Origin of the sequence: Streptomyces sp. NPDC005899 (genome assembly GCF_040629645.1) — a bacterium.
Lineage (GTDB): Bacteria > Actinomycetota > Actinomycetes > Streptomycetales > Streptomycetaceae > Streptomyces.
On record NZ_JBEXWB010000220.1, the window covers coordinates 1 to 10847 of the forward strand.

The window sequence follows — 10847 nt, forward strand, 5'->3', positions numbered from 1 at the left end:
CATCGCGGAGACCGGGGCTTCCCGGTCTCCGCGCTTCGCCGTGGCGGGTGTGAGGATACGAGTGTCAGGAGGCCTGGCCGTCCCCGGTCTCCGTGCCCTCCTCGCGCTTGACGCGACGACGGTGGCTGGTGTCGCACCAGGGGTACGTCCGGCTGCGACGGCACGTGCAGAGGGCCACGAGGAACCGGTCGGAGACCGCCACGCTGCCGTCCGCGCAGGTGACCTCCACGGGCCCCTCGACGAGCATCGGACCCTGGTCGTCGAGGGAGATCCGGCGGGGGCGTTCAGGGGTGTTCGGCACGGATGACCACCAGCTCCTCCAGCATGTCGCCCGCCTTCAGCAGACCCCTGTCCCTCAGCCAGTGCAGCCGCGACCGCAGCACGGGCCCCAGCGGTACGAACGCACGCTCGACGACGTCCGCACGCAGTCCCGCGTCGGACAGGCGCCGCAGGGTCACGTCGCTGTTGCACAGACCCGAGTGCACGATCAGCAGACGGCCGCCCGGGCGCAACGCCGCCGGAGCCGCGTCGCACAGACGATCGAGGATCGCGCGCCCGTCCCGTCCGGCGTCCCAGGCCCGGGCGGCGCCGTGCGCGGGGAGCCGGCCCAGCGGGGACGGCACGTAGGGCGGATTGCAGATCACCACGTCGTAGGAGCGCCCGGGCAGCGACGACAGGAGGTCGCTCCGCTGCACGGTGACGCGCCGGCGGTGCAGCCGCGCGTTCAGACGGGCGGTCAGTACGGCCCGCCACGAGATGTCGACGGCGGTCACCCGGGCGCCCCGCTGAGCCGCGTGCAGAGCCAGGGCGCCGCTGCCCGTGCCGAGGTCCAGCACGTCGGTGCCCGGGCCGACCCGCTCCTTGTCCAGGGCGGCCATGAGAAGGCGCGTGTCGTGCTGCGGCGCGTAGACGCCGGGAAGGGTCACGACACGGCGAGCGGGACGGGCGTCCTCGGTCGTTTCTGCGGACATCTGCGACTCCCTTGCGAAAACGGGTGCGAACACCGTCTGTCTCGAAGACTGCGCCGGGCCCGGCCCGGCCACCACCTGTGACGTCGCTCGAAAGGGCCCCCGAGCGAGCGGGGCGTTCCTGCTCAGTCCTGCCATCGCGTCAGAAGACGGTCTCCGAGCCGGTCCTCCAGCCAGGAGGTGGAGGTGATCCCGAAGGCGACGTCGGCTGCCAGGTCCGGTTCGTCCTCCAGCAGCCCGCCGATCACCTCGCGGCGGACCACCTGCTCGTGAACGGCGTCCGCCTCGACGTGCTCCGTGTAGAAGAACTCCGCGGCGCGGCCGGCTCCCGCACGCTCCATGGCATGGGCCAGCCGGCGTGAGGCGGGGGACGACGTGATCTCCACGGCGGCGAAGTGCCCGACGAGCGCGCCGCGCAGCCTCCGGTGCAGCCCGAACAGGGACATCTGGTTCACGAGCGCCAGCATCTCCGCGTGGCCCTCGTCCAGATAGCGGCCGTACGTGGTGTCGAGGCCGAGATCCGTCATGAGATCGGCGAACAGCTGCGCGTGGACGCGGTCGGCGCGCCCCGCTCCGAACTCGTCGTACTCGATCGCCGCCATCCCGGCCTTCGCACGGCCCCGCAGCCGGGGGAGCACCCAGGCGTGGGGGTCGGCCTCCTTGAGGTGGTACAGGGAACGCTGTACGGCGTACTCACGCAGATGCCGCAACTCGCCCTTCTCCTGCAGGAACCACGAGGGACCGGTCCCGCGGACCGGCTCCACCAGCAGCCCGTCCACCACCTCGTCCAGGTCGGCACTCCCCGTGGCGTCGCGCCGCAGGGCCGTCAGGAACCGCTCCTCGAGCGGGCCGCGCACCGCGAGCAGTGCCGGGTCCCACTCGAGCTCCGGCCGGACACCGGCGTACCCCCGGTAGTGCAGCTCGTAGCAGACGTACAGGGCCAACTGCAGGTCATCGCCGTACGGATCGGCGTCCAGGGCGGCTCCGGGATCGGGCAGCGCGCCCTCGCCGCGCAGATATCGGACCACACCCGCGGAGAGCGCCCCACGGGCCCGCGGCAGGGAAGGTCCAGTGCGTTGATCGAACATGGATGCCTCCTGCCCCGGGAAACGGCGAAGTCACACCGGTGATCCTCATCGACTCTACGCCGGAGCCCCGATCGGAGCCCCTCGTGCACGCCCCGGCCGTACCCCGCCCGGGCTGCCGGGCAGCCGGGCCTGGCGGACAATCGACACAGGCGGGCGCGGCGTGCCGCCCGGCACCCGGGTACTCCGGCGCGAGGAGCCCACATGTGCGCAGACCGGAGCGACCGGGGCGGCGGTCCCGCGGAGGCCGACTTCGAGGTCGACGCCGAGGTCCAGCACGCCCTGGACCGGCTGACCGTCCTGATCAACGCCGCCGAGGCGCTGGGCAGCACCCTGGACGAGGAAGCCGGGATCCGCCGACTGTGCCGCACACTCGTCCCCGGGCTCGCCGACTGGTGCGCCGTCGACCTGCTGGACCCGGACGGACGGCTGCGCCGCGTCGCCGTCGAGCACCACGCCGCCGACCGGACGCCGACCGGGCGCTTCGAGGGCGTGCTCCCCCCGACCGCCGGGTCCGCCGCCGCGACGGCACGGGCCCTGCACGGCACTGCCGCCGTGCTCCTGACGGATTTCCTCCCCCCGCGCGAGGCCACCGACCATCTGCACGCCCGCGAACTGGAGATCTTCGACCTGCTGACCGCGAAGACCGCGGTGCTGGCCCCGCTGCGGGTGCGGCGCCACACCCTGGGCGTCATCACCCTCGTCCGCGCCACCCGGCAGGCCGCGCTCGACGAGGACGTCCTCGCCCTGGTGGAGGACCTAGCCCACCGGGTCGCTCTGGCCGTCGACAACTCACGCCTCCACCACGAGGCACAGCACACCGCCGAGCGGCTTCAGCGCTCGCTGCTGCCCGACCTGCCGGCCGAGGGGCCCCTCCGGATCGCCGCCCGGTACCAGTCGGCCGTGGCCACGGCGCAGGTCGGTGGCGACTGGTACGACGCGTTCGTGCTGCCCGAGGGCGCGACGGCGCTGATCATCGGAGACGTGGCGGGCCACGACCTGCGCGCCGCCGTCACCATGAGCCAGATGCGCAACATGCTCCGGGGGATCGCCTGCGACCGGAAGGAGCCGCCCGGAAAGATCCTGGCCCGGCTGGACGCCGCCACCGGCATCCTCTACCCGCACCAGACACTCACCTGCATCTACGCCCTGGTCGAGAAGCTCGCGGCCCCCGACCCCTGGCAACTGCACTACGCCGTGGCGGGGCATCCGCCACCACTGCTGGTGACCCGGGAGGGGGAGACCCGGTTCCTGGAGGGCGGCCGGAGCATGATGCTGGGCGTGGACCCCGGCGAACACCGCCCGGACGCCACGGACGTGCTTCCGGCGAGTTCGACCGTGCTGCTGTACACCGACGGCCTCGTCGAACGCCGTGACGAGGTCCTGGACCGTGGGCTGGCCCGCCTGCGACGCCAGGCCTCCGCACTGTCCCGCGAGCCCCTGGAGACGTTCTGCGACGAACTGCTTGCCGGCCTCGCGGCCGGTGACGACGACGTCGCCCTCATCGCCGTGCGCGTCGCCGGCCCGCACGCCGGCCCCCTCACGGCGAAGGCCGAATGAGGACCGTCCCGTCTACCGGCGGCCCTCGTGCCCCGTCCAGTCCAGCAGCCGTTGCTCCGTCCAGGTGGTGACGACCCGGTCCGCGGGTACCCCGCACTCCTTCGCCCGCGCACATCCGTACGCCTGCCAGTCCAGCTGGCCCGGGGCGTGCGCGTCGGTGTCGATCGAGAAGAGGACCCCCGCCTCCACCGCCCGCCCGAGCAGATCGCGGGGCGGGTCGAGCCGTTCCGGCCGGCAGTTGATCTCCACCGCCGTCCCCGCCTCCGCGCACGCGGCGAACACCTCACCGGCGTCGAACGCCGACTGCGGCCTGGTGCGTCCGGACAGGAGGCGGCCGGTGCAGTGACCGAGGACGTCCGCGTGCGGGTTGCGCACCGCCGCGACCATCCTCGCCGTCATGGCCTTCGCGTCCATGCGCAGCTTCGAGTGCACGGACACGACGACCAGGTCGAGGCGCTCGAGCAGCTCGGGCTCCTGGTCCAGCGAGCCGTCGTCCAGGATGTCGCACTCGATGCCGGTGAGCAGCCGGAACGGAGCCCAGCGTTCGTTGAGTTCCGCGACGACCTCCAACTGCCGCCGGAGTCGTTCGGGCGACAGGCCGTTGGCGACGGTCAGCCGGGGGGAGTGGTCCGTCAGCACGGCCCACTCGTGGCCCAGCTCCGCGGCCGTACGGCCCATCTCCTCGATGCCGCTGCCACCGTCCGACCAGTCCGAATGCAGATGGCAGTCACCGCGCAGCGCCGCGCGCAGTGACTCACCTCCCGTGGCCAGGGGATGCGACGCCTCCTCCTCCAGCCGTTCGAGGTAGCGGGGAGTGCCCCCGGACAGCGACTCCCGGACCACCTGGGCCGTCTTCGGCCCGATGCCGCGCACGGTCTCCAGTGATCCGTGCGCCACCCGGTCCGTCAGCTCGTCCGCGTCCAGGGCCGCGACCGCCTCGGCGGCCGTCCGGAACGCCTTGACCCGGTACGTCGCCGCCTGCGAACGCTCCAGCAGGAAGGCGATCCGGCGCAGTGCCGCGACCGGCTCCACGGTCAGGGCCGTTCGGTGTGGTGCGGGTGCCCGTGCGTACGACGGGCCTGCTTCATCTCCGCCTCGTACAGGTGCCGGCGCCCTCCCACCAGTGCCTGGCGGACCTGCTCCTCGACCTCGACGAACGGCCGGTAGTAGGTGTCGTCGTACGCCTCGACCACCTGAAAGGTCCAACGCCCCGGAATGACGTTCCTCCCGAGGATCTCGCGCTCCACCAGATCGGCCTGCTCCGCGTGGCCGGCCGACCGCAGCAGCTCGACCGCCTTGTCCAGAGTGAGGTCCGCGCCCCCGGTCAGCTGGTGGAAGGCGTACAGCATGCCTCTCGCCCGTTCCACCGTCTCCAGCGCCTCGGACAGGGCCCCGAGCGCCTCGACCGTGGTGTCTGTGACCCCGGGCGGGCGCTCGTGCTCGTCATCGCGTGCGCTCACGCCACCATGTCCGCTCATACCCACGACTCTGCCCGGCGCCCACCCCCGCAGTCCCGCCGCAACGCCGAAGGGGTGCGCGGGCCTTCCCGCGCGGGGCCGGACGGCTCCGGATGCGGCTTCGGCGATAGTGACCAGACTGGATCACATGGCAGAGAATCGTCGCGCACATGCGGAGCGGTCCACGAAGACGGCGACGTCGCGCACCGCGTCCGCTCGAGGCCCCGAGCACGCCGCCCGCACCGCCTGCGAAAGTCTCGAACGCCTGATCTGCCACCCGGCGGAAGGCGTGTCGGCCGTGCGGCGGGACGACGACGGATGGTGCGTCGTCGTGGACGTACTCGAAGTGCCCCGCATCCCGGACACCACGAGTCTGCTCGCCTCCTACGAGGTGCGGCTCGACGACCGGGGCGACCTCCTGGAGTACAGCAGGGTCCGCCGTTACCGGCGGGGTGCCGCCGACGAGTGACCCGTTGTCTCCCCTCACCCGGAAGGACGCTCCATGACCACGACCACGTACGCCGACGAAGTCGCACCCTGCCCGCCGCGGGCCGGCACCCTCTACGACGTCCTCGAACTGATCCTCGACCGAGGCATGGTCATCGACGTGTTCATCAGGGTGTCGCTGGTCGGCATCGAGATCCTCAAGATAGACGCGCGCATCGTCGTCGCGAGTGTGGACACCTACCTGCGCTTCGCCGAGGCGTGCAACCGGCTCGACCTGGAACGGGACTCGGGCAGCACCACCATCCCCGAACTGCTCGGGGGACGCGCCGCCAAGTCGATCGGCAAGCGCAAGGTGCGCAAGGCCGCCGGCACGGTCGGCGACACCGTGCGCAAGGCGGTGGGAGGCGGCGAGGACGAGTACGACGAGCAGGAGGAGGAGCCGCGCGAGCGGCCGAGGAAGCGCCGGGCCCCCGCACGTGCCGGGGCGTCCAAACGCCGCCGTGTGGAGGCCTGAACCGTGGCGGCGAGCGGAGTGTACGTCTACGCGATCATCCCGACGGGGGAGGCGCTCCCCCCGGACGCGGCCGGTGTGGGCACCCCTCCGGCGGTGCTGAGGCTGGTCGTCCAGGGTCCGGTGACGGCCGTCGTGAGTGACGCGCCGTCCCAGCTCCGGGCGAGGCGGCGCGACCTCATGGCCCACCAGGACCTGCTCCTGCGTCTCACGGACCGAGGTCCGGTCCTGCCCATGCGCTTCGGGATGGTCGCCCCGGACGAGGACACGGTGCGGACGCAGCTGGCCGGGGCCCGGGCCGACCACCTCGCCACCCTGCGGCACCTCTCCCGGGGCGTGGAGATCAACCTGAAGGCCCTCCCGGCCCAGGACGCCCTCGCCGCGGTCGTCGCCCAGGAGAAGACGGTACGGCGACTGCGTGAGGAGCTGCGGCGGCGACCCGGGTACGAGGCCAGCGTACGGCTCGGCGAGGCGGTCGCCACCGCCCTGTCACGCAGGGCGGCCGAGGCGGGGAGGAAGGTCCTGCGCACGCTCACCCCCATGGCGCGCGCGGTGGCCACCGGGCCCGAGGTCCACGGGTGCGCCCTCAACGTGTCGTTCCTCGTCGACCGGGCGGTCAGCGACGACTTCCGGGCGGCGGCGCAGCGGTTCGCCGACGCCCACCGCGACCACGTGGAACTCCGCGTGGCCGGACCGCTGCCCTGCTACAGCTTCGTGGCCGCCCGGCCTGTGCGGAAGGCGGCGGGTGTCTGACATGGGGCTGTTCAGCGGTCTGCTCCTGCTGCCCCTCGCGCCGGTGCGCGGCGTCATCTGGGTGGCGGAGAAGGTGGACCAGGCGGCCGACCGGGAGTTGCACGATCCGCACGTGATCCGGGCGCAGTTGGCCGCGCTCAACCAGGAACTCGAAGACGGCGACATCAGCCTGGAGGAGTTCGAACGGGAAGAGGAGGAGCTGCTCGACCGGCTGCACGCCGGACGGGTCCGCCCCGCGCCGAACCATCGAAGGTGACTCACTCATGGAAGACCAGACGAAGGTGACACTCGCGGCCGCTCTGGTGGGCGGTTACGTACTCGGCCGTACGAAGAAGGGCCGGGTGGCCCTGTCCGTCGCGACCTACCTCGCGGGCAGGCGGTTCGGCCTCGAACCCCGTCAGCTCGCCGCCGAAGGCCTGCGCAGACTGGGTGAGATGCCGCAGTTCGCGGAGCTGCAGGACCAGTTGAAGGGCGAGGTCCTCGACTCCGGCCGGAAGGCCCTCACCGCGGCTGCGGACCGGGGCATGAGCTCCCTGGCCGATGTCCTCAGCGACCGCACGGCGCGCCTGGGCGGGCGCGGTGGCGAGGACGAGGACGACGAGCACGAGGGGGAGTACGAAGAGGACGAGGCGGACGAGGACGAGGACTACGAGGAGGGCGAGGGCGAACCGGAGGACGAGGAAGAACCGGAGGAGGACGACGAGGAGCCGGAGGAGGAAGAGGAGGACGAGGAGGACGACGAGGACGACGAAGAGGACGGGGACGGGGAAGAGGAAGAGACCAGGCCCGCGGCCGGGAAGAAGCCGGCGGCGAAGAAGGCTCCTGCCCGACAGGGCCCCGCCAGGAAGACGGCCCCGGGCAGGAAAGCGCCGGCGAAGAAGGCGGCTCCGGCCAAGAAGGCGGCTCCGGCGAAGAAGGCCGCAGCCAAGAAGCCCGCTCCGGCGAAGAAGGCCGCGGCCAAGAAATCAGCACCGGCCAAGAAGAACGCGGCACGGAAGGCGCCCGCCAAGAAGGCAGCGCCCGCCAAGAAGGCGACTCCGGCGAAGAAGGCGGCAGCCAAGAAGACGACGTCATCGAAGCGCTCCGCGTCCCGGCGCGGCGCACGGCAGAGGTAGGCAGCCATGGCCAGGACGGACAGGGACGGGCCCGAGCCGCAGGAATCGGGAATGGACCGCCTCCGCGGGGAGCTCACCAACTATCTCGGTGCCCAGGCGGAGAGGTTCGCGGAGAAAGCCGGGGACAAACTGTCGGGTGTCACGGGGCAGCTCTCGGACATCGCCGACAACGGTGGATCGTTGCCGGATATCGGTTCCCGCATTCTCCAGGGTGACTCCCCCGTGAAGGCGATGGTGGCGGGAAAGGCCAAGAACGTGAAGGACAACGTCGTCGACAAGGCGAAAAGCGCGTTCGGCGGCGGAGGAGGAAAGGGCAAGCGCAAGTCCAGCGGCGGGAAATCGATGAACATCATCGAGGTCCTCGACGTGGGAGTGCCCCTGCGTACCGCTTACGACCACTGGACGCAGTACGACAAGTTCAGCAGCTTCGCCAAGGGCGTGCACGACGTCTCGAAGAGCGACGAGATGACGAGCGACTGGAAGGTGAAGATCGGCCCGTCCTCGCGCAGCTTCAAGGCGACGGTCCAGGAACAGGTGCCTGACGACCGCATCGTGTGGACCTCCGAAGGGGCCAAGGGCTCCACCCGTGGGGTCGTCAGCTTCCATGAGCTGGCGCCGAGCCTGACCCGGATCGTCCTGGTGGTGGAGTACTACCCGTCCGGCTTCTTCGAGAAGACCGGCAACCTGTGGCGCGTCCAGGGCCGCCGCATGCGACTGGACTTCAAGCACTTCCAGCGGTTCGTCACGCTCACCGACGAGGAGCCCGAGAGCTGGCGCGGTGAGATCCGAGACGGGGAAGTCGTCGTGTCGCACGAAGACGCGATCGAGGAGGAGGAAGCGCGGAACCAGGACGAGGAGGGCGACGAGGGCGACTCGGATCACGAGGACGAGGAGTCCGAGGGGGACGAGGAGGAGCCCGGCGAAGGCGAAGAGGACGAGGACGAATACGAGGAGGACGACGAGGAGCCCGACGACGAGGAAGAGGGCGACGAGGACTACGAGGACGAGGAAGAGGACGAGGAAGAGGGCGACGAGGACTACGAGGACGAGGAAGAGGGCGACGAGGACTACGAGGACGAGGAAGAGGGCGACGAGGAAGAGGGCGACGAGGAAGAGGACGACGAGGAGGCGCCCGAAGAGGAGGACGAGGACGAGGCCCCGGCGCCCCGGCGCGGACGGAGGCGGAGGTGACCGACCTCGACTACGGCCGGGAGGCCTACCCGGTTCCCGGCCCCCCCAACACCAACCTCGCGGACATCCTCGAACGGGTTCTCGACAAGGGCATCGTCATCGCGGGGGACATCAAGATCGACCTGCTCGACATCGAGCTGCTCACCATCCGGCTCCGGCTGTTCGTGGCCTCCGTGGACACGGCGAAGAAGGCGGGCATCGACTGGTGGGAGACGGACCCGGCACTGAGCTCGCGCGCCGCGCGCGACGCACTGCAGGACGAGAACCGTGAACTGCGCGCGCGCATCGAGGCGCTCGAGTCCACGGGAGAAGAGAAGCAGACCGAACGATGAGCAAGGAGAACCGAGCCACATGACGGAGTCGGGCCCCGACGCATCGGATGCCGCCGCCCTGTACGTCTTCGCCGTCTGCGACTCCCCGGACCCGGCACGCCTCACGGATGTGCCGGGCTTCGCGGTGGGAGCGCCGCTGCGGACGCTGCCGTGCGGTGACCTGACCGCCATCGTGCAGACCGTGCCCGCCGCGGACTTCACCGACGAGGCGTGGCAGGCCCGCATGTCCGACCGAGGTGAACTCGAACGGTACGCGCGCGCCCATCACCACGTCGTGTCGGCGGCCGCCGCCACGTGCCCGACCGTCCCCCTGCCGCTCGCCACCCTCTACCGGGGGGAGGCACGGGCCCGCCAGGCACTCGTCGCCGAGAACGGGCGGTTCCGGGCCGCGCTGGAACGTACCGCGGGCCACTCCGAGTGGGGCGTCAAGGTCTACGCGTCGGCGCCTCCCCCGGAGGAACCCCGCCCTGCGCCCCTGGGACGGGTGGCCCCGGCCGGCCGACCCCGTCCGGCTCCCGGCGCCGGCCTCGCGTACCTGGAACGGAAGCGCGGGGCGAACGCCCGGCGCGAGCGATGCCACGAGGAGTCCCTCCGCGTCGCCGAGACGGTGGACACCGCCTTCCGGGGCGTGGCCGCGGCGGTGCGCAGGCTGCGGTTGCACGGTCCCGAGCTGACGGGTGGAGCTCGGCCGCAGGTCCTCAACGCCACCTATCTGGTGGCCGGGCACCGGGCGCACGAGCTCGACCGGCTCGCCGGCGAACTGCGGGACACCACGGGTGCCGAGATCGAACTCTCAGGGCCCTGGGTCCCGTACTCCTTCATCGGGGAGGTGTAACCCGTGTCGCACGACGTGGTGCCCTGGGACAGTCCCGAGCCCCTGACCGGACCCATCGGCGTGCCGCTCGTCGATCTGCTGGACCGGGTACTGGCGACGGGGGTGGTGATCAGTGGAGACCTCGTGATCGCGATCGCCGACGTCCCACTCGTCCGGCTCTCGCTGCACGCCCTGCTCTCCTCGGTCAACGAACGCGTGCCGGCACCGTGGGCGGACGGAGGACCGCTGTGACGACCCCGCGACTGGACATCGACTCCGACCAGCTCGGTCATGATCTCGTAGCGTTGGTCCTGACGGTGGTGGAACTCCTCCGTCAGTTGATGGAGCGCCAGGCCATCCGCCGCGTCGACCAGGGGGATCTGACCGACCGGCAGGTCGAAGAGATCGGCACGACACTCATGCTGCTCGACGAACGCATGGCGGAACTGTGCGAGCAGCACGGGGTGCGTCCCGAGGACCTCAATCTGGACCTCGGGCCCCTGGGAAGCCTGCTGCCGCGCGACTGAGGGCCGGACGCGACGGTGCGCCCGCGCCCCGCGGGGGGGGGGCGGGCGCGGGGGGGGGCCGCCGGGGGGGCGACACACACCCCGCCA

16 protein-coding genes are annotated in these 10847 nt (G+C 71.5%); 11 read left to right on the top strand and 5 right to left on the bottom strand.

Annotated elements, in window-relative coordinates:
- Positions 1 to 64 precede the first annotated feature (64 nt).
- From ABZ371_RS22100 to ABZ371_RS22110, 3 genes are all read right to left on the bottom strand, one after another.
- On the bottom strand, positions 65 to 301 hold the full coding sequence (locus tag ABZ371_RS22100; RefSeq protein WP_358682365.1) for a CDGSH iron-sulfur domain-containing protein: 237 nt from the start codon (positions 299 to 301) through the stop codon (positions 65 to 67).
- Positions 285 to 971 carry a HemK2/MTQ2 family protein methyltransferase gene (locus tag ABZ371_RS22105; protein ID WP_358682368.1) on the bottom strand — a complete coding sequence of 229 codons (687 nt, stop codon included), beginning with the start codon at positions 969 to 971 and terminating at the stop codon, positions 285 to 287. The genes ABZ371_RS22100 and ABZ371_RS22105 overlap by 17 nt, the downstream gene beginning before the upstream one ends.
- Before the next feature lie 122 nt (positions 972 to 1093).
- Complete coding sequence (locus ABZ371_RS22110; RefSeq protein WP_358682371.1) at positions 1094 to 2056, bottom strand: iron-containing redox enzyme family protein; 963 nt, start codon at positions 2054 to 2056, stop codon at positions 1094 to 1096.
- A gap of 201 nt (positions 2057 to 2257) precedes the next feature.
- Between ABZ371_RS22110 and ABZ371_RS22115 the strand changes: the two genes are divergently transcribed.
- Positions 2258 to 3613: a GAF domain-containing SpoIIE family protein phosphatase gene (locus ABZ371_RS22115; RefSeq protein ID WP_358682374.1), complete on the top strand. Its 1356-nt coding sequence runs from the start codon at positions 2258 to 2260 to the stop codon at positions 3611 to 3613.
- 12 nt (positions 3614 to 3625) lie between these two features.
- Here the strand turns inward: ABZ371_RS22115 and ABZ371_RS22120 are convergent, their stop codons facing one another.
- Complete coding sequence (locus tag ABZ371_RS22120) at positions 3626 to 4645, bottom strand: PHP domain-containing protein (protein WP_358682377.1); 1020 nt, start codon at positions 4643 to 4645, stop codon at positions 3626 to 3628.
- Between the two features lie 2 nt (positions 4646 to 4647).
- Complete coding sequence (locus ABZ371_RS22125; RefSeq protein WP_358682380.1) at positions 4648 to 5091, bottom strand: hypothetical protein; 444 nt, start codon at positions 5089 to 5091, stop codon at positions 4648 to 4650.
- A 127-nt stretch (positions 5092 to 5218) separates the two neighbouring features.
- On the opposite strand from ABZ371_RS22125, the gene ABZ371_RS22130 reads away from it, so the two are divergent.
- The 10 genes from ABZ371_RS22130 to ABZ371_RS22175 are packed head-to-tail and all read left to right on the top strand — an operon-like array spanning position 5219 to position 10760.
- Positions 5219 to 5539, top strand: coding sequence for a gas vesicle protein (locus ABZ371_RS22130; protein ID WP_358682382.1), 321 nt, complete (start codon positions 5219 to 5221; stop codon positions 5537 to 5539).
- 33 nt (positions 5540 to 5572) lie between these two features.
- Complete coding sequence (gene gvpJ / locus ABZ371_RS22135) at positions 5573 to 6031, top strand: gas vesicle protein GvpJ (protein ID WP_358682385.1); 459 nt, start codon at positions 5573 to 5575, stop codon at positions 6029 to 6031.
- Positions 6032 to 6034: 3 nt separating this feature from the next.
- Complete coding sequence (locus ABZ371_RS22140; RefSeq protein ID WP_358682388.1) at positions 6035 to 6781, top strand: GvpL/GvpF family gas vesicle protein; 747 nt, start codon at positions 6035 to 6037, stop codon at positions 6779 to 6781.
- 1 nt (position 6782) lies between these two features.
- On the top strand, positions 6783 to 7037 hold the full coding sequence (locus tag ABZ371_RS22145; RefSeq protein ID WP_358682391.1) for a gas vesicle protein GvpG: 255 nt from the start codon (positions 6783 to 6785) through the stop codon (positions 7035 to 7037).
- A 7-nt stretch (positions 7038 to 7044) separates the two neighbouring features.
- Positions 7045 to 7896, top strand: a complete 852-nt coding sequence (locus tag ABZ371_RS22150; RefSeq protein WP_358682394.1) for a histone protein — start codon at positions 7045 to 7047, stop codon at positions 7894 to 7896.
- A 6-nt stretch (positions 7897 to 7902) separates the two neighbouring features.
- Positions 7903 to 9087, top strand: coding sequence for an SRPBCC family protein (locus ABZ371_RS22155; RefSeq protein WP_358682397.1), 1185 nt, complete (start codon positions 7903 to 7905; stop codon positions 9085 to 9087).
- Complete coding sequence (locus ABZ371_RS22160; protein ID WP_358682400.1) at positions 9084 to 9419, top strand: gas vesicle protein; 336 nt, start codon at positions 9084 to 9086, stop codon at positions 9417 to 9419. The genes ABZ371_RS22155 and ABZ371_RS22160 overlap by 4 nt, the downstream gene beginning before the upstream one ends.
- Before the next feature lie 19 nt (positions 9420 to 9438).
- Complete coding sequence (locus ABZ371_RS22165; RefSeq protein WP_358682403.1) at positions 9439 to 10254, top strand: GvpL/GvpF family gas vesicle protein; 816 nt, start codon at positions 9439 to 9441, stop codon at positions 10252 to 10254.
- Positions 10255 to 10257: 3 nt separating this feature from the next.
- Positions 10258 to 10485, top strand: a complete 228-nt coding sequence (locus ABZ371_RS22170) for a gas vesicle protein (RefSeq protein WP_358682405.1) — start codon at positions 10258 to 10260, stop codon at positions 10483 to 10485.
- The gene (locus tag ABZ371_RS22175) at positions 10482 to 10760 is read left to right on the top strand and encodes a gas vesicle protein K (RefSeq protein WP_358682408.1); all 279 of its coding nucleotides are present in this window, start codon (positions 10482 to 10484) and stop codon (positions 10758 to 10760) included. Before ABZ371_RS22170 ends, ABZ371_RS22175 begins: the two co-directional genes overlap by 4 nt.
- Positions 10761 to 10847 lie beyond the last annotated feature (87 nt).